The organism is Mycobacterium sp. H4Y (genome assembly GCF_000364405.1).
GTDB classification, from domain to species: domain Bacteria; phylum Actinomycetota; class Actinomycetes; order Mycobacteriales; family Mycobacteriaceae; genus Mycobacterium; species Mycobacterium intracellulare.
The window spans coordinates 1-17996 of record NZ_AKIG01000001.1; the positions used below are offsets into that span (position 1 = coordinate 1).

At 61.3% G+C, this 17996-nt stretch carries 16 protein-coding genes and 1 tRNA gene; 11 read left to right on the forward strand and 6 right to left on the reverse strand.

The genetic code is table 11. The features are described from left to right. Positions 1 to 303, reverse strand: a 303-nt coding sequence (locus W7U_RS00005) for an IS256 family transposase (RefSeq protein ID WP_008253483.1), incomplete at its 3' end; no start/stop codon positions are given. 641 nt (positions 304 to 944) lie between these two features. On the opposite strand from W7U_RS00005, the gene W7U_RS26035 reads away from it, so the two are divergent. Then, positions 945 to 1130 carry a hypothetical protein gene (locus W7U_RS26035; RefSeq protein ID WP_132160383.1) on the forward strand — a complete coding sequence of 62 codons (186 nt, stop codon included), beginning with the start codon at positions 945 to 947 and terminating at the stop codon, positions 1128 to 1130. A gap of 73 nt (positions 1131 to 1203) precedes the next feature. Here W7U_RS26035 and W7U_RS00010 read toward each other — a convergent pair whose 3' ends face one another. Next, complete coding sequence (locus W7U_RS00010) at positions 1204 to 1620, reverse strand: type II toxin-antitoxin system VapC family toxin (RefSeq protein WP_007168492.1); 417 nt, start codon at positions 1618 to 1620, stop codon at positions 1204 to 1206. Next, complete coding sequence (locus W7U_RS00015) at positions 1617 to 1868, reverse strand: ribbon-helix-helix protein, CopG family (RefSeq protein ID WP_007168493.1); 252 nt, start codon at positions 1866 to 1868, stop codon at positions 1617 to 1619. The genes W7U_RS00010 and W7U_RS00015 overlap by 4 nt, the downstream gene beginning before the upstream one ends. An 801-nt stretch (positions 1869 to 2669) precedes the next feature. Here W7U_RS00015 and W7U_RS00025 point away from each other — a divergent pair. The 4 genes from W7U_RS00025 to W7U_RS00035 all read left to right on the forward strand — a co-directional run bounded on the left by W7U_RS00025 (position 2670) and on the right by W7U_RS00035 (position 5223). After that, complete coding sequence (locus tag W7U_RS00025) at positions 2670 to 3065, forward strand: hypothetical protein (RefSeq protein ID WP_007168495.1); 396 nt, start codon at positions 2670 to 2672, stop codon at positions 3063 to 3065. Continuing rightward, positions 3062 to 3733 carry an RES family NAD+ phosphorylase gene (locus tag W7U_RS00030; protein ID WP_007168496.1) on the forward strand — a complete coding sequence of 224 codons (672 nt, stop codon included), beginning with the start codon at positions 3062 to 3064 and terminating at the stop codon, positions 3731 to 3733. Before W7U_RS00025 ends, W7U_RS00030 begins: the two co-directional genes overlap by 4 nt. A 317-nt stretch (positions 3734 to 4050) precedes the next feature. Continuing rightward, positions 4051 to 4109, forward strand: a tRNA-OTHER gene (locus W7U_RS26360). A 661-nt stretch (positions 4110 to 4770) separates the two neighbouring features. Further along, positions 4771 to 5223, forward strand: coding sequence for a hypothetical protein (locus W7U_RS00035; RefSeq protein ID WP_036428428.1), 453 nt, complete (start codon positions 4771 to 4773; stop codon positions 5221 to 5223). A 484-nt stretch (positions 5224 to 5707) separates the two neighbouring features. Here W7U_RS00035 and W7U_RS00040 read toward each other — a convergent pair whose 3' ends face one another. Continuing rightward, the gene (locus W7U_RS00040; protein ID WP_008253492.1) at positions 5708 to 6871 is read right to left on the reverse strand and encodes a nucleotidyltransferase; all 1164 of its coding nucleotides are present in this window, start codon (positions 6869 to 6871) and stop codon (positions 5708 to 5710) included. A gap of 2 nt (positions 6872 to 6873) precedes the next feature. Further along, on the reverse strand, positions 6874 to 7851 hold the full coding sequence (locus tag W7U_RS00045) for a CBASS cGAMP-activated phospholipase (protein WP_151458148.1): 978 nt from the start codon (positions 7849 to 7851) through the stop codon (positions 6874 to 6876). A gap of 159 nt (positions 7852 to 8010) precedes the next feature. Between W7U_RS00045 and W7U_RS25115 the strand changes: the two genes are divergently transcribed. Then, positions 8011 to 9039 carry an XRE family transcriptional regulator gene (locus tag W7U_RS25115; protein ID WP_008253494.1) on the forward strand — a complete coding sequence of 343 codons (1029 nt, stop codon included), beginning with the start codon at positions 8011 to 8013 and terminating at the stop codon, positions 9037 to 9039. A 425-nt stretch (positions 9040 to 9464) separates the two neighbouring features. Here the strand turns inward: W7U_RS25115 and W7U_RS00055 are convergent, their stop codons facing one another. Beyond that, on the reverse strand, positions 9465 to 10631 hold the full coding sequence (locus W7U_RS00055) for a hypothetical protein (protein WP_136244620.1): 1167 nt from the start codon (positions 10629 to 10631) through the stop codon (positions 9465 to 9467). A 1004-nt stretch (positions 10632 to 11635) separates the two neighbouring features. On the opposite strand from W7U_RS00055, the gene W7U_RS00060 reads away from it, so the two are divergent. The 5 genes from W7U_RS00060 (at position 11636) to W7U_RS00080 (ending at position 17829) form a co-directional block, all read left to right on the forward strand. Continuing rightward, positions 11636 to 12622 carry a hypothetical protein gene (locus tag W7U_RS00060; protein ID WP_008253496.1) on the forward strand — a complete coding sequence of 329 codons (987 nt, stop codon included), beginning with the start codon at positions 11636 to 11638 and terminating at the stop codon, positions 12620 to 12622. Positions 12623 to 12687: 65 nt separating this feature from the next. Continuing rightward, complete coding sequence (locus W7U_RS00065) at positions 12688 to 14922, forward strand: hypothetical protein (RefSeq protein WP_008253497.1); 2235 nt, start codon at positions 12688 to 12690, stop codon at positions 14920 to 14922. Between the two features lie 263 nt (positions 14923 to 15185). Further along, complete coding sequence (locus W7U_RS00070) at positions 15186 to 16145, forward strand: hypothetical protein (protein WP_008253498.1); 960 nt, start codon at positions 15186 to 15188, stop codon at positions 16143 to 16145. A gap of 33 nt (positions 16146 to 16178) precedes the next feature. Next, complete coding sequence (locus tag W7U_RS00075) at positions 16179 to 16454, forward strand: hypothetical protein (protein ID WP_008253499.1); 276 nt, start codon at positions 16179 to 16181, stop codon at positions 16452 to 16454. Between the two features lie 439 nt (positions 16455 to 16893). Further along, a complete protein-coding gene (locus W7U_RS00080; protein ID WP_008253501.1) occupies positions 16894 to 17829 on the forward strand; it encodes a hypothetical protein in 936 nt (311 codons plus the stop codon). The last annotated feature ends 167 nt before the right edge of the window (positions 17830 to 17996 follow it).

Here is a 17996-nt window from a genome sequence, read left to right on the forward strand (position 1 = left end):
CCGCTCGGCGCGTTTGCGCCGTTCCAGCAGCCAGTCCGGGAAGTACGAACCTTGCCTTAGCTTGGGAATCGCCAGATCCAATGTGCCTGCGCGGGTGTCAAACTCGCGGTGCCGATACCCGTTGCGGGAATTGGTGCGCTCGCTGCTGCGCTGGCCGTAGCCGGCACCGCACACCGCGTCGGCTTCGGCGCCCATCAGGGCGTGAATGAAGGCGGCCAACAACTCGCGCAGCACATCAGGGTGCGTGGTGGTGAGTCGTTCGGCCAGCACGGCAGACAGGTCGATATCGTGGGCAATGGTCATCGCGTTGATTCCTTTGCTCGAGTGACTTTGGTCGGTCCCTCGAAGAATCACGCGATGACCTTCATTCATCCGGCTACGACACGCCGGTCATCACCGGCTCGTACACCACTCTGCTGGACGCAACTGGGGAGAACTGGCACCGTGACGAATTGACCACCAAGATAGAGTTCAACCTACGCCCATCCGCTTACGATCAGAGATCTTCAGGGTCACCAATGTCCGATAAGGCACCGCGGCACAAGCCTGCAGAACGGATGACAGCGGAACAGCTCCGCCGAGCAGCCGACGCTTGCCGAGACCTCGACGATCCGACGTTGATGGCGAAGGCTTGGGACGAGCCACCGCCGCCCGATATGCAAGCTTCAACAAACACACCGCGTCAATTCGGCCAGCTACAGAATCTCTCAGTTTCCGACACCTTCGATAATCCGCTGCCTGACGTGGAAGTCGCTGCGTGGGAAGCCGATTGTCCCCTTAGGTCCCAGACTCCAACGCGGGCGTCCGCCTTACGAAATGCAACGTCGCAATTGTTACTCAATGGCCGGCGCGCCCTTGAACACCCCGGACTTGTCGTTGGACAGGTGCATTGTGAACGTACCGCGCAGCCAGGGCGTGTTTGGTGTTGTAATAGGAGACTCGTTATGCAGCCGGATCAGCAGATGATAGAAGCACTGGTCAATTTGGCGACGAACGGCGTGCTGGACCGCATCGGCAACCGTGCCAAGCGTGCGCGGAATTGCGGCAGTGGGGACTGCACCCGCACCATCCTGAGCCGGGGAGCCCGTTTGTCGGCGACGACGCCGCTTTTAAGGAGGCGTATCCCTTAGTGCCGGCGGGGGATGCGGCGGTTGTCCGTTATCACTGGATCTGGGGCATTCTCAATGAATCTGGGGCACGACGTCAGTCCCAGGGGTTGACCAGGTCGACGCCCGTTCCGTCGAAGTGGCGAGTATTGCGGGTAGCCACAGTTGCGTGCCGGGACGCGGCGATGCCGGCGATCTGCACATCACGAATTTCCACCGCACGCCCACCTCGTTGTTGGGTGGCGGCGATGGTCCCAGCGGCAAACGCAGCCGTCAGGTCGAAGGATTGCACACGACCATCAAGGTCTTCGTCGAGGAGTTGAGAAAAGATCTCGTCGAGCCGCTTGCGTCGGCGGCTTGGCGTCAAAAGTTCAATTCCAGTGCGTATCTCGAATACTGTTACCGATGTCGTCCAGATTGATTCGGTGGGCTGATTATCGAGCCATTCCACGACGGCCGGATCGGGTGTGTCCCGCATCAACGCGGAGAGCACATTGGTGTCCAGCACGATCATGATTCGTTGAACTGTGCCGGCTGGACGGGCTGTCCCCGCAGTTCGGGTATGTCCTCGGTCAGGCCCACGCCTTTGAAGCGTGACGCGATACGAGACCCGAGCCGCCCAGGCGGATTATCGACGTGCCGGACTGCGTTCCGTAAGATCTCGCGCACCTCCTCCTCGGTGCTGCGACCGTGTTGACGGGCTAGTCGCTGCAATTTGGCCTTGGTGTCGTCCTCAAGTTGACGGATGAGAATCTGCGCCACAGAGCGATGCTATCACGATATCGTTCAGATAGTGCGTTGACCTCGCCTTCATTGAGAATGCCCCAGATCCGGTTATAACGGACAGCGGTCACCGAGGAGTGTTTGATTCCGATGATGAGCGCCACGGAGAACCTGTACGCGGCCGCGTTGCTCGTAGATCAACGGACGACGACGAGGAACCTCTACGCGTCGTCCATAATGCAACTATGCCGTTCGGCGATGGAGACATCGGCGCGAACCATCTGGTTGCTCAGCGACCCCGACAGGAACGTACGGCGGGATCAACGGGACGCGGATTCGCTCGTGCCCGAGCGCATGGAGCCGACCATCGCACGGTGGATGAGTCTCTACGCCTAGGTGGCTCGGACGCGCTCGCCGATCTTCTCGTGGTGACGTTCGCGGCTTATCTGTAATCGTGTCACCCGCGACGGCTCGCGCCGCGGGTTGCGCATGGGCCCACTTATGGCTGTTGGAATGGCCACGGATTTGGCCACAGAACACGGTGGAACCGATGCGAACAAGAGGGACGGAGCGTCACAGCGGGAACGGCTGAACCTCGCTGACGTGCAGCTATGAGACCGTGCGCACTGGAGGAGACGGTGACCGGTTAGCTCATACCTTAGAGGTCGAATCGTGGCCAGTGAGCGGCGTCGTTGGCGGCATTTTTGCGCGAACATGCTGATTCAACGGCTCCAACCGCGAACCGTAGGCCAGGCCTGGTGGCTATCAGGTGTAGCTTCAGGGTGTGTTCTCAGGTGTTTATGTGGTAGCGTCTCAGGTAGATCAACGTGGAGGTGCGATATGCCAGTCTTGACCGTCTCTGCGGCGCAGCGGCTTGATGATGAGGCAGCGACGCTTTCGATCCGCGAGATCGCCGCGTATCTGCAAGAGGCCGTCGGCCAGCGCGTCGCGGCGGCGATGGCGGGCTTGGCTGACGCCAAGCAAATCGGCCGCTACGCGCGCAAGGGCGGCCCGGAACCTCACGGCGCGACCGAGCGCCGGTTACGTGAGGGCTACAAGGTCGTCAGGATGCTCGTCGATGCTTACGACGACAAGACGGCGCGGGCGTGGCTGTTTGGCACCAACACGCGCTTGGACGATCGCGCGCCGATCGAGGTGCTCGGTGCGGCGGTCGACACCGCGGAGTTCGCGATGGTTGTCCGGGCTGCACGGCAGGTCGCCAGCTTCCAGTCGTGATCGCGGCGCCCGAGCAGGGGCGAACCCTGTGGCGGGTCGGCTATTACGCTGACCCGCTCGGCTTCACTCCGCTGGAGCTGTACCAGTTCAGTCACCGTTTCGACGACGTCTACCGCCGGTTCCGCACGCTCTATTGTGCTGACTTGGCGGAAACGTGTCTTCGCGAGGTGCTAGCCGACTTCCGGCCGAACCTCGGCGCGCTGCGCCGCCATGTTGAGCGCTACGGACCTGAGGCTGCCCAAGACTTCACTGAGAAGCCGGTCACTGCGCAGTGGCGCATACAGCACGCCCTCGTTCCCACAGTCCTGAAGCTCGATGGCCCCTTGATCGATCTCACCGACGTGCCCACACGCCAGGAGATCGAGGATCGCCACGTCGAACTGCTGCTCGAGCACGACCTGCAGCACCTCGATCTGCGCGAGATCACCACCAGTCGCCGCGCCATCACGCAGACGATCGCCGCGGACCTTTTTGACCGAGGCGCCGGCGCCGTCCGGTTCCCGTCCCGCCTGGACGGCAACGCTTGCGTCGCACTCTTCGAGGGGCGCGGCACCGCGAGCTTGGCCGGAGACCCCATCGCGCTCACCGACCCGCCGCCCGAACCGCTCCTCAACGTCACCACGCCGTGGGGCCTAGTGCTTGAGCCAGCGCCGGTGAAACTGCTCTAGATTGGGATGCGCGCGGTGGTGCCCATCGGACCACACGCAAGCAAATTGGACTGCATCCAGCCTTTCAGTTGCGGTCGATAGTTCAGTTGGCGTCTCTATGAGATCCGCCGGGACCGCCGCGCTCTGTTCGGTAAGCGAAAACCATCGCACTAAGACTTCGCCCAAGTCCGCTTCTACCGACCAAGTAACCCGATCGGCTTGCCACGCAGATTGGGTTATCTCATGGGGCCAACATGGGGCCAACGAGCCAGACCGACTGATCCAACACGTCCGAATGCCGGTTGCGCTTCTGGTCTGACCGGCTGAAACACATTGGTGTAGGCCAGAACTCCGCCTGAAAAGCGGAAGGTCGGCGGTTCGATCCCGCCCCTGGCCACCGGATTGTTTACGCAGGTGAGAAGCGTATAAGAGTATGAACGTGGCGCCGGCGGGGCGGCCATGCGGTCCTTCTATGGGGCCAAATGGGGCCAGGTTGGGGCCGCACGACCTGGTTGCCGTCTGGCGGAAGGTCAACCAGCGAGTCAGACGCACGGCAATGCTGTCGAATTGCCCGTCGGCGCAGGTGTCGGCGGTCACCGTGATTCCCGCATGGCCCATCGCCCTGCAGCAACGGTTTGAGGTCGGCGCTGGCCCTGCCTGAAAGCGATGTGTGGGGACCCCATTGGTGTGGTGGATGCCAACGTGAGCGTCCGGCACCGATACACCGCGCCCGTTTGCCGCGACGGCGTGCCTCTGCGGGCTGCTGCTGCTCCTCGTCGCCTCCGCCGCGCGGCGCCGCCGCGAGAACTCGTTCAAGCCACGCTATGGCGCAGATCCAGACTGGGCAGAATTGTGCTCGGTTGAATCGTGCCGAGATTCAGGCTGAGCCGAGATCCGGCCAGTGCCAGGGAATTACGTGACGGACAACGGCTCAAACCTGGAATAGGCGTTGGTCATCCGTTGTGGAGCTGTTTTTCATGGATAACAGCGGTATTCCATGATCCATATCTAACTGGACTTGCCGGATTAATCGCTCACTCACCCGGCAGAATGGTGACATGACTACTCCGCAGGTGTGGGTGTCGACCACTTTCGCGCGAATCGAGTATGACGGCCAATCCCCAGGCGAACACTGGGAACTCGTCGGCACGATCAACACCAATCAGGAGCGCGACTTCTACACGTACATCCAAATTCTCCTCGGGCTCAGGCAAACCACTCGCGGACGGCCCGAGTTTTACCTGGACGGAGATCCGGTCAGCAGTTGGGTTCAAGCCACGCATCGAATGCCCTTCTGGGTCGCAATCGACCCTTGGGGCGAAATGCGCCCACATATCCACGGCGCTCGACCCACCTACTTCGTGAGCACCGGGCAAGCTGTTGTCACACAATTGACTCGGCGGGCACCTGAACCCCATCCCGGCCTCGCCGTCAAACCGGTCAAGGTTCCGATTCGCTTGAAGCGAACGAACGGCGAAGTCTTCGCAAAATGGGAGAAGACGGACGCCTGACCGGCGCCCACGACAGACCGCCAGCGCGCAGAGAATCGCGAGGAACTCTTGACGTTTTCGATGCTATAGCTCGGTGGGCGTTTACCCGAATCGGCTTGCTCTGTCGGCTCGGGTGGGATGGTAACCGCCACCGGTCCATTCGCCTGTGGCAAGCCAGATTTCATAGTGGAGTAGCCATTCGGCTGTCCATGGCACGATAGTGGTAGCGAGGAGCATGCCGTGCTGCCATTCGCCAGGAAAGTAGAGGCAGAGTTCGTTGCCCGAATAGACGTGGGGCAGGTGGGTCGCGCCGGGATGGAGTGCGAGAGTCGGTTCTACGATATGGACGTGGGGCGGTGTCCAGTGCGTGTATTGCATTCGTGCACTGTAGGTTTGGCTCGCCGGGGTGGGCTGGATCGGCACGATGCAGTCGAGTTGACCGCGCTTGATCCGTCCGCGGGCGTCGGGGATTGCTAATCGTACAGCGACGAGGTGTTGCGCCAGGTTAATGGCTCGGGTCGGGGTGCTGGCCATAGAAGTTGTGGGGAGGGACGGCGATCCCCGTCGCACTGGGTGCCAGCAGTCCGGTGGTGCCGAGGCGGAGTGATCGGTTTGTGGTGTGGCCGCGCATCCGCTGGCCGTATTTCAGGGTCGACTGCCGTATGGGCTCAGCGCCGAAGCTCTGCGCGAGCTGGGAGGCGACGGTCTGCAATCCCTTGCCCCGCAGGCTCAGTGCGTCGTCCAGGGTGTCGGCGAGGTCGCGTTGCCAGGCGTAATACGCCTTTCGGCGTTCCGGGTACTCCTTCCATTTGTCGACGAAGTTTTCTTCCTCGTGGGCGGGGTTGGCGACCCAGTTGACGCCGTTGCGGTCCTCGATGTAGCGGTTCATGCCGGCCAGCGCGTTACGTGTGGCAGTGAATAGGTCCGTTTCCCCGCGGTAGGCCTTGGCGGCCAGTGTAGTGATGAGGATCGAGGGAGGACGGTTGTCGGGATCGTCGGCAAAGTAGAGCATGCAGTGCCACTTGAGGACCTGTACGACGCGCTGCAAGGTGGTGCGGAATTCCCAGATGGGGACGTCCTCCACGTCGACGCCGCGTTGGGCTGCTGCGGTGATCACCTTGTTCTGCAGCTCCTGTGACCGTCTCCGGAACCAGTTGGCGTAGCCGATCGGGTCGCTGTGCTGCCAGTGGAACAGCTCTTTGTCGGTCAGCAGGATGCCGGTGGGCAGGTACTCGAGATCGGGGATTGCGGGCAGGACGTCGAGGTGGAACCCGTTGACGGGGTCATCGAGTGTCCAGCAGCGCCGTCGGGATTCGCAGGTCTTCAGCCCGCCAGGGTGCCCGTTGCGTTCTTTCCAGTCCAGGTAGCTGTGTAGGAGGTCGCCGACGTCTTGTTTGAGGCGCGCCTGGGTGGTGGCTTCCTTCGCGAGGAGCATCAAGAAGACCAGGTCGATGTCGAAGTCGCCGGTGAGGCTGTGCGGCCGCACGACTGTGCCGAGGCGGAATGAGCCTTGCGGGTATACCCGGCAGCGGTGTTCGCCATGCTCGGCCAGCCAGTTCCCGACCTCTTCATAGCTGGCGATGGCGAGGGCCTGGAGATGCGGTGGTATGTCGAGGGTTTCGACGGCGCCGCTGAGCAGCATCGACAGCATCTGTTCCATGGTGTCCATGTTTATTTCTCCTTGGGGGAGTGGTACGGGATGTATTGGGGGGCTGCGTGGTCGGCGAAGGTTCGGGTGAATTCCGGTGATGTGAGGCGGCTTTCGTGTCCGGCTCGGCCAATTAGGCCGTCCGCGTCGACCGAATCGAGCTTGACGAGCCCGGTCGGCACGGTGGAGTTGACCCGCAGTACATGATCCTGTCCCAGGAAGTGGCGGATCTGCTTGGTGGCGCAGTCGCTTTGGGCACGCATGAGTACATCGACGGCGTCGAGGGCCCACGGGATGAGTCCGCCTCGGTCGAGCCGCCGGCTGCGGTGGGGCAGGTCGGTCGTCGTGCCCACGCTGAAGATGCGCACAGCCTCAAGGGGTAAGCCGAGCGGGCCAATGGCCTCAGTGAGAGCCACCATGGATGGGTTATTCGCCCAGATACCGCCGTCGATCAGCCGCGCGCCGGCGAGCGCCTTGCCGGGGAAGTACGTAGGGGCAGCCGTGGTGGCCATGGCGACATCGACGGCCTTCTCACGCCAGTCGCGGACCAGCGTTGTCAAATGTGGCGTGCGGAACAGATGGACGTCATCGACACCGATGTCGTACGAAGTGATGAGCAATCGCTTCGTGCTGTGCCCGAACAGGCGATCGCCGAGAACCTCTCCAAGGGCGGCGCGCAGCGGCGCGGCGGAGTATTTCGTGCGCGAAATCCGTCTCAGCGACCGCAGCCGGGTCCGGTCCCGGAAGATCCGTGGACCATGTGCGACGTAGAACTCCAGGATGTCGCGCGGTGTCATACCCAGGCCCAAGCCCAGCGCGATGATGCCACCCGTGGAGGTTCCGGCGATCAGATCGAAGTGGTCAACGATGCGGATCCCGAGGTCCTCTTCAAGGCGCGCCAGCACCGCGGCCGTGTACATGCCGCGCAGGCCTCCACCATCCAGCGACAGGATCTGGAAGCGGCCAGGGGTCATCGGGGGGTCAGGCATCGGTGTCGTCAATGCTGCCTCCCCAGGGCGCTTGGTATATCCTGCACTTAATTTTAGCACATATTATTCTGTATCGAGTTCTGAGGGCGAATCCGCGAATCGCGACGAACCTGCAGCTAGGATGTACTCATGCGAGGCTCAGTAGCCTTCACGCAGTGAAGTGCAGGACTAATGGATGCATCGACGTTCGAACCGATCCGGCTCCGCGTCGGCCGCGAGCTGATCGGACTCAGTCAGAACCAGTTAGCTACCAAGGTCGGCTTGTCCCCGGCGGCGATTAGCCAGTTCGAGAGTGGGGCAACTCGGCCCAGCCCGGAAACCCTTGGTGCACTGGGTGCCGCCTTGGCCGTGCCGGTGGGATTCTTCGCTCGCCCTCTCGCCGAAACACACGAAGGCTTTTTCAGGGCGCTACGCCGTACCAACGTGACGGATCGTCGCCGGGCACGTGCTGTCGCCCATGTCGCGCATGATCTGGCCACCGCCGCGGCAGCAGCCGGCAGATTTCCATCGCTCGACGTTCCCAAGCTTCGGGTAACGGCCCTAGATGCTCCGATCGAGGACATTGAAGCCATCGCGCACCGCGTTCGCATTTCATGGGATCTGCCACGCGGTCCCATTGATGACGTGGTGCGACTTCTGGAAGCGCATGGCATCGTCGTCACACGGCTTCCGCTCGACAGCGCCGACGTCGATGCATTTTCGCTGCCTTTTCCCGATCATCCGGTGGTGGTGCTGGGTAGCGACAAGGCTGATCGGGCGCGATCCCGTTTTGATGGCTCCCACGAGCTTGGCCACCTCGTCATGCACGGTGAACAGATCTGGGGCATGAAGCAAGTCGAGACCCAGGCACATCAGTTCGCCGCGGCTTTTCTGATGCCCGCCAATGAGATTCGCGATCAACTACCAACAACCGTCGATTGGCCACGACTGTTCGCTCTCAAGCAGTGCTGGCAGGTGTCCCTCGCAGCACTGCTGATGCGAGCGCGCACTCTTGGCCGTATGAATGAGCGCACCTACTTGACTGCCGTCAAAACGGTGTCAGCTCGGGGCTGGCGTCGCCTCGAACCGGTACCACTCGGCGCCCCGGAACGTCCCGATTTGCTCACGAGTTTTCTTTCCACAGCCGAGGGCCGGAGAATCCGCAACGACCTTCCCGGCCGCGTGGTTGACAGCATTGCGATCGCTAACAATGTTGCCTAGCAATGAAAACGGCTCGGTAGTGGGAGAGTTTGCTTGCAAGCCCCGCAGTGAATGGGCGATGCCGGAAGCGGTAGCTCGTGATCGAATAACAATAGGATATCTATCTAATTTCGCGAAACATGATGCCACACAGCAGGATTGACCGTACATAAGCGTCACAGTGACGTATCGACTGCCTACCGGGCCCTCCGGAGCATCGCAGTTGATTCTTGTCACCGGTCGGCCCGTGCATCTTCGTGGGCATTGGCTGCGCGGAGCGCCTCAAGATACTGCGCGGGTGAACGCCAAGGATTGTTGGACTCGGCCAGCGCCTGATGTATCGAGGGGTCCGGGGTGGACGCGGAGTGGGATAGGTCAGGCATCAAACGCTAGAAGGCCAAGCGGCACAGCGGCTTTCTACTCACATTGGCGCGAGTGCTAGCCGCCTACGGCGTCGGCAGACCGGCAAGCCAGTCCATCAGATCCCCTGGGCGCCGAGGAAGGAAAGTCTCGAAGAACTTGAGCTCGCGGCTGCTCACCAGCTGGTTTCGGGCGGCCTTATCGATGAAGGCCGCATCGCAATAGGGCATCGCGATCGCGAGGGCGTCGATGTCCTGAAGGTCGTTCGTCGTCCATGCGTGGCGACGATCGCTGTGGTATCGCTCCTTTACCGACGCGGCGACGCGGGTTGAGGGCATCCCGTCGTTGAAATTCCTTATCTTGGCGAGGCATTCAGACTTCGGGGGATCCTGGATCTCGAGAATCTGGGACAGCGCCAGTCCCGTGGCTGTCTGGGCCCGGTCGACCAGGTGTCCGAGCTCGACGTACAGCTCGTTGGCGTTGATCACGTCGCGCAACTTAGTCTGCCGAAGCGCTGGATCCGCATCCAGCTTGCTGACGAGGTCGTTCTCCCGCTTGGCCCGCTGCTTGAGCATGTCGCGCCAGCCGTCGAGGCTGTATCCGGCCCGGAGCAGGGCGGGGTCATCGTGGTCGTCGGGTCCGGTGACCAACTGGCGCATCGCCCACCGATTCAGGCTCGCCATTGGGTCAGCGCCTGTGTCTATACCCATGTCGTGACAGATCTTTTCGGCCCACCACGATGCTTCCTCTGCGGTGGTTCCGTCGAAGACGATGCCGCCCTTCTTGCCGAATGCATGCAGCATGTGCGTTCCGACAAGCGGGATGTGGCCCTGCGGGGCGATCGTCATGGTCGGCAGATCGTTGAGCGCGGCTTCGAACTCGAGCTCCATGATCTGGGGGCGTCCGAGGAGGAAGTTGAACTCGGACAATTCCTCCATCACCGCTACGACGTCCCGGCGCTGCGCGACGCTGGCGATTTTGTAGATCTCCAGGACGTGCGTCGACGACAGCGGGAACATCGCGCGGCCGTCGGCCAGCGCCTGCCGACAGGCCGCGAAGAGGTCCTTGTAGCCGGGTGGAGCGGTCCCCACCGCGACTTTCGCCAGGTTGATGTAGGCGAATGTGTCCAGGTACACGAGAGCTGGCGGCCTGGACGGCAGGGCCAGATCGCTGGGCCAGACGACGCCGGCGCGGACTCCGTAGGCAGTGGGCAACAGCCCCATCCCCTCTTGCGCATGGCTGAACGTCGACAATGATCCTCCGTAAAGGAGGGACGGCGCAAACTATTTTCGCGGTGGTCACCGCGATGTTCTAGAACGGCACCCGCATGATGTCCCGGCGGTCCCGGTTCGTGATCGGCCGCCGCCGACCGCAAGCGGCGGAAGCGGTTTCCCTGGGGCTTCCAGGTGGGTGGAACGCCAACAGCGCCCAGTGGCTGAGGGTCGCGGCCATCAATTCCGCGATCGATGCCCCGCGGTGGCTTGTCCCAGGCGAATCTCCTAGTCAGGTAGCGGTTTTGAGCAGAGGCCACCGACTCGTTGAACTATTGCTGGCCGCAGTGACTGATCTGGCCGGCCACCGCGACTTCCAGGAAACCCCCGCAGGCCGCGAGTTCGGCGATGTTGGTCATCACCGGCTCGAGGCTGCGCGCGGGTACCGACAAGCTGTGTGCCGCGGCGCATTTCGCCCCGCTGATCAGATGTGCTACACCACCGGGAAGGCGTATGCCGGACGAATCCCTGGGACTCCGGCCCATCCTTTGCACTCGATCCAGACCCAGCAGTAGTCGGGCGGTTCAGCCTCGTCGCAGTAGAAGTCGCTGACGATGCCTGCTCTGCACGCACGAAACCGTCGTGGTTGCTCTTCACGACCGTGCCGCAGCTCGGCGCGGCCTCACGGTCAGGGCCGCTCATGCAGAGCATCAAACTTTGGGTTTCCTCAGTGGCGCGCGGTGCGCCCGAATATTTCCGACACCCAACACGCTGACACCGTTAGGCTTAGCGGCTATGCATGATCTCGACGCGATCGATGAGGAACGCCGGCTGTCGAAGGCGTTGCGCTGGTCGGTCCGCGAGCACGGCGGTGAACCTACGAGCGTAAATGGGCTACTCGACGAGCGACTTTCTTGGTCTCGGGGTGCACAGTGACGACGCCACCGGCACCGCAGTCAACACCAGTAGCGTCATCACCGTCGCCGACACGGACGATATGGCCCGGCATCGGGCGCGGGCTAGCCCATGAGGATCTCCCGAAGCATTTGTTCACCGTGGCGGCTATGCACGCCCGACGCGCGCTGGCCGCCGCTGAGGAACCGCTCGATCAGCTCGACCGAGCCGCCTCGATAGGCACCTCCGTTGAACTGTTGGCGAAGGCGGCACTCACACTAATCTCACCGACGCTGATCGCTGAAAAGGATCCCAGGACTCTCCTGATGTACTCGGGCGTGCAGGTGCCGGGTATGTCGGCGCACGAAGCGAAGACGAAACTGGTTGGGGACTGTTTGCTGATCTTGAAGCACTCACATTCAGTGAACTTCAACCCTCAAGCGGACCAAAAGGTGCTCACCGTAAGAAATCTCGCGCTGCATAGCGGTCAGGTCGATAACACGGCGTTCAATGAAGCGCTCACGATCATGACCCGGTTGAACGAGGAAATTCTCGGAGTCATCGCGGCCCATGACGCCACTCTCGACCGAGCCACCTTCTGGGGCGCAGACTTGCTCGCTCAGGTCGACGAGAGACTCAAAGAGGTGCAGCAGGCTAGAATGCTTGCGCTAGAAGAGCTTAAAGCCGCCGCCAGGCGCATCTTCGATCGTCTAACACAGATGGGCTTCAGCGACGACGCACTCCTAGAACTCGCCGACCGAGACCCCGGGATCGACGATCCGGCCATGAGTAGCGCACCAGACTACGATCCTGAGCGACGTGAATGTCCAGCGTGCGGATACAACGGATGGCTCGGCTACGGTGTGACACACCGGGGCACGATGTACACTGAAACTGACGACATCGGTCATGATGCCTGGCACCTCGTCGATGTGACTATCGAGGCCCGCCAATTTGCTTGCGGGGTATGCCGTTTGGCACTACCTGCCGACTTACTCGATCTTGAGGGTATGGACGATGTTCGTGACATCACTCTCGAGGCCACGCAGGAAGAAATCGACGCGCGCGAGCAATACGAAATCGACAGCTATCTCGAGGACGAGTATCGGCGAAGGCAAGAAGAGGGCTGGCACGGTTGAAGCACCAGACCGCGACAACCTCGAACTAAGGCCGTCCGCGTTGCCTGGGCGATGAGGTGTGAATCATGGCGAACTTTAAGATGACGAATGAGCGCCTGTTAGTCGACGAACTCAATCTGCAGCTTCAGTACGACAAACCGATCACAAGCACGGGTGCCACCATGACGTTGCCGGCCGCATCGGCAGACCTCACCGACTGGATAACCGATAGCCGTCAGTTCGTATCACAGCAGTATGCCGACTGGAAACAGGTGATGGCTGACTTCAGCGCCAGCGTCAAAGAGACGGGACCAAAGTTGACCAGGCATGTCGAGACGATTACGGCTCAGATCGAACTACTGTTTCCAATGCTCATAACGTCGACTCCTCCCGCAACGCCAGCATCGCCCATCGCGACCTTCCTACGAAAGCTACTACCGCACAACGTCTCTGATGGCATCGCTCAATCGGTCACTTCACGCCTGGAGAAGTTGATCCCCCATCCGCCTACGACAAAAGTAGAAGTTCACTTTACTCTCGACGTCAATGTGCGCGAAGCTATCCGTCTAGGCCTCGAACAGCTCAGCGTCGAATTAGCCTCCCATGGAGCTATTCTCGCTGCATGGCACGACCTTTGGACGTCCGCTGACAATGTGAAGCGTCCCGTGGACCAGATAGCATTCCGCCGGGACACGCTTGCCGCAATTGCCCAGCGCAGAAACCTAGATGTATTTGGGCCGTTCGGCCTATTCGCAGACTTGCGCGGCCTCGTTGGGAACTCCTTCGACAGGGTCCAGGAGGAGCTCGACACGGAGGCTGGGGTCCAGCATGCTCCGACACTCACCAAAGACAAAAGCAAGGAACCGCTTTGGCGACGATTGCAGCTTTGTGGCAACGTTCTCACTCGCGAGCCTGAACGCGCCGACTGCATCGTCTGGTTACGACTCGAACCTGCGACGTTGCCGCAGAATGAGGTTAGCCATGGCCAAGTCACGTTCTACAACGCTGCATTTCTAACTTCTGCGATCGGAGATCCGTCAACGGCTGGCAATTTCAAGGTCTCGCCGGTGGAGCTGCTCAACCTCCCCCCAGCCGAGGCGGCCCCATTGCGCAAAGGCGACCAGGCCTGGGAGTCAGACTGGCGCCAGGCGTATGCGCGAGTCGTATTGCCTAACATTGAGATCCACGCAGCAGAATCCCGAGCCAGGTCGCTCGTTGAGGCGCTCAAGGTGGCAAACCGAACCGAGAAGGGCTCTTGGCAGACCATGAACGGAGCGATTCTCTTTGTCGGCAGAAGTCCTTCTACCCTCCTTGATTGGGGCCCAAAGGAAGACATTCCGGACATGTACTACCCGGATCACGATCGCTTCGGCTACGACGTCGAGCAGATGGCGCCGAACAAGCGGACGCTTGATGCGGGCTCTCTCCATGATCTTGAGGATGTCATTGCGATGGACAGGACGTTGTCGCTGGCGGTACGCGAAGGTCCTCAGGCTACGGTCATGGCCGCGGTGCGCGCTATTGAGCACATGAACACCTGGACAACCGGTGGGAAGACGTACTGGTCCGACTTCGTGTCTGACTACTTCAAGAAGGCCCAAAGTCGCAGTCGTGTAATTCATTTCATAAATAACTTCTCAATACTCGCAATCAAGTGGTGCGTGAATGACATCAAGCCAGATGCTGCCCTGAGGCAGCGCATCAACCAAATTCGTTCCGCGATAGAGAGTTCTATGGGACCGCACACGGCATACGACCGCGTCGCGGCGGCTGGCCATGTCGTCGAACTGCACAAGATCTATGCCGACGCCGACCACAGGCTAGCGAGAGGACTGGGAGAGCTCGAAAGCATACTGGAAACTCCGACTTCGATGTCCAGGCACCTAGATGCAGAAGGCGAGACGTTCGACCGCCAGCTGCGTCGACTGAAGCGGTTGCGCAACTGTGCGATTCACGGAGGGCCTGTCTCAGAAGCCGGTTGCCAATCGGTATCGATTTTTGCGCAGACGCTGGCGTACCGGTGCCTCAATGAGGCGTTGAAAGCACTGTTAATGGGTGCGACGATACCGACGCACATGGAAGACTACCGCGAGGATAGCCTGGCTCGGTACGACCGGATTCAACGCAACGGTGTCATCAACGACTTCTTCTTGAGCCAACCCGCCTCACCCTCCGGGAAAACGGCAGCCTTGAATCACGCTACACCCCTGCGCATCTTACGCAGCACCGTTTTCGGAGTCACCGTTTTCAGAGTGACCGGCGCGCCTGCCCTACGTAGCCCCTTCGTGATCGATGCGTACTCCCGCTCCCGTGCCGAATAGTGTTCGGGTGACTCGAATTCCACACCGCCGCGGACCGGCATTCCTGGCCAAGTTCTCGTGTCTAATCGCGCTGCTGACTGCCGCGGCTGCGGCATGGAAGTAGACGTTGGGGATGTTGGTGCCCCAGCAGGCGGCGCTCGACGCGGACGAAGCGGAGAAGGCGGCTGCCGCGGTGCGCGCCGACCAACAACACGAATGGGTGCGAGCACGCGACGAGCGTGGCTGTACGGCGAATACCCTCCCGCGACGTAGGCTCGGACTCTGTGCTTGATCCCAGTAGCGGCACGTCCGTCGCCGCGCTCATCGTCTCGATTTGCAGCGCAGCAGTCGCGCTCCTCGGTTTCCTGGCCAATCTCGCACTCTACAAGCTCTCCGGAGCGCGGCTCAAGGTCCAGCTGGTGTTCTGCTACGCCGATGAGGGCGGGCGACAAACGTGGAGCACAATGGCACGTGGACGGCCCGCCTTCACAGACATCGCCCGATCCGGGATGGACCGCATGTCTTCGTTCGGCATCGAGTATGGCCGAATAAGAGTCACCAACGTTGGCCGCACAGCGGTCTCGGTCGAGAACATCTCCTACGAGGTCCGGCGCCGCTATCGCTGGACCCCAAGGCGACGGCGCTCAACACTCCAGCCCTGGCAGTTTCTTCAGAAAGAAACCGATCCGAAGGATCTGAAGCTCGACCTGTCGAACCCCATCCGCCTCGAGCCCGGCGGCCATGTCACTGCGGAGCTCTACCTGTGGCCAACTCTCGCCGCCCACAACCACGGCACCGGCGCCATCTCCGTGCGCGGATCAGCCCACGCGGTAGGCCGCAAATGGGCCACACGATCGAAGCGGCGTTCGGCCTGGAAGATCCCCGCCGGCTCCTCCACCTACTTCACCGACGTCGACGTCACGCCTGAACTCAGAGCATTCCGCGAACTCTGGTTCCACAGACACCGCGCACGAATTAGTGCCTCATGGGCGCTGATGATGTACCGCGAGATCAACAAGCGCCTCGCCGAAGGAGCGACCGGCGAAGAAATCCACGAATACCTCGATGAGGGAATGAGGGGCCTCGACGACGACAGCAAGTTCATGGGCAACGTCATGGTGGCCTTCAATGTGTATCGCGAGTACCACACGGAGACGCCGCCACCGGCGCTCGGCCGCCTACAGCGAGCACTGTACGGCCAGACAGGCATACCACCCTGGCGGAAATCATCTCTGCAACGTTGATAGCGGCTCGAAAGACCGCCTACGCTCGAACCCGTGCCCGCACCTGACATTTTCAACTTCGACGACAGCAACCTCGCTACCTACGACCCGAAGAAAATCAACAGGGTCCTCAGCGAGCAGCCCGCGCTGTACATCAACCATCTGCGCATAGCGCGCAGCATCGCAGGATGGGCCGACCGGCTCGACGCGGACGCGACAACCTCAGGTGCAGAGTTCCAGAGAGGCTACGCCAAGGCGCTCCGCGAAATCGCCGCGCATCTGCGCCAGGCGGACTACGTCGAGGGCGGCCCGATGATCGTCGAGCACTAGCGCAGCTTGAAATCCCCGTCTGCTGGAAGTGTACGGAACGGCGGCGCCCAAAAACGAAGGCGTTTTGCAGGCACGGTAAGGCGTCACTGATAAGGGACCGGGAACCGGTGCGGCTTGTAGATGCTGTGGTCGACCCGCTGTCATTTCCCGGACTGGCTCCTTCGCAGCAGCTCCGCGAGGGTAGCGACATCGACGGCTGAGAGGCCCACCGGCATCACCTGCCCCGGACGACGAGATGCCGCCGGGTTTATGAGTACCTTCCCGCTCGAGGCCCAACGCTGTATAGAAAAATGGCCGCCGCGACGGCTGGGCTGGCATGATCACCGAACTTGTCGGTGTCGGCGAATAGTGTTGCCGACATGTGGGATGACCGCACCATCGGCTGCGACCTTGCCCTACGGCGCGAAATCCGCCAAATCAGGATCGCCCGGGTGTCGGGGTGACGCTCATCCAGACCCTGATCACCGACGACCTGATCATCCAGGTCGCTGATCGTCGGTTAACGAATGCCGCCACTGGCATGCTGGTCGATGACCAGTACACGAAGCTCGTCTGCTGGAACTTCAACTTCTCGATCGGCTTCACCGGCCTTGCCCGGATTGATCGCGCGCAGAGGAGGTCGACGTCGGAATGGATTGCCGAAACGATTTGTGATTACGGCCTATTCGAAGATGGAGTTGCGGCGCTAGCCCGCGTCGCTTCGGAACGGGTCGGCAAGCTGCCCAAGGCATGGCCCGATAAGCGGCTCGGCATCCTGGTCGCGGGTTTCGACGGCCGCACCGACCCGTTGGTCGCCGAGATCGCCAACTTTGAGGCTGGCGGCCCCATGCCCGGGGACCCCACGAATTTCACCGTCAAGCGAGTTAGCAGGCTACAGGGGAGGGCTGTGGGTTACCGGATCACCGGAGCTGGATTAACCGAGAAGTGGCAGCATCAGATGCTGATCCAACGTGTACCGCGCGCGCTTCGGAAGCCGAAACCCGAAGGTGTGACCTACGCGGTTAAGCTGATGGTCGCGGTGCAGCGCAGCATCGCCAAGACAAACTCCAGGGTTGGTACCGACGCGATGGCCGTCACGATTCCCCGCACAACCTTCGGTGAGCGGATCTTGGCGCACCTCAACGGCGGCAGGATCATGACGAAAGTCGATAGCAACATCATTGGCGGGACTGGGGGACCTGAGTTCACCTACTTCGATACCGAGGGCTTCGACTACCGCCAATTCGGCCCCCACACCGCGGGAAACGGGATGGCTGTCGCCGACCTCATGAGCACGGCGGATCCCGACAACCCCGACTACCAGTCAGTCAGCATCCGAATCCTCAAGTGGCCGAAGCCTCCTGCGCAATCGGGAGCCCGCACACAGCCTGGGTAAATTGACGGCAGTCGTAGTTCGGTAGTGCTTTCGCTCGCGTTGGCCACGATCCGCAGGTCCGTATCCGACACGCCGACGTACGGTGCAGAGGCCAATCGCGGTGAGCGCTCTACGCGACTGTGAGTCAGGTGCTGTTCGCGACTTTCGCAACTTTGCCCCGACCTTGT

Excerpts from the sequence above, each read along its gene's own strand:
- W7U_RS00025 (WP_007168495.1), top strand. The coding sequence starts at position 2,670 with ATGCCAGTCTTGACCGTCTCTGCGGCGCAGCGGCTTGATGATGAGGCA.
- W7U_RS00065 (WP_008253497.1), top strand. The coding sequence starts at position 12,688 with ATGGCGAACTTTAAGATGACGAATGAGCGCCTGTTAGTCGACGAACTC.
- W7U_RS25115 (WP_008253494.1), top strand. The coding sequence starts at position 8,011 with ATGGATGCATCGACGTTCGAACCGATCCGGCTCCGCGTCGGCCGCGAG.
- W7U_RS00010 (WP_007168492.1), bottom strand. The coding sequence starts at position 1,620 with ATGATCGTGCTGGACACCAATGTGCTCTCCGCGTTGATGCGGGACACA.
- W7U_RS26035 (WP_132160383.1), top strand. The coding sequence starts at position 945 with ATGCAGCCGGATCAGCAGATGATAGAAGCACTGGTCAATTTGGCGACG.
- W7U_RS00040 (WP_008253492.1), bottom strand. The coding sequence starts at position 6,871 with ATGGACACCATGGAACAGATGCTGTCGATGCTGCTCAGCGGCGCCGTC.
- W7U_RS00035 (WP_036428428.1), top strand. The coding sequence starts at position 4,771 with ATGACTACTCCGCAGGTGTGGGTGTCGACCACTTTCGCGCGAATCGAG.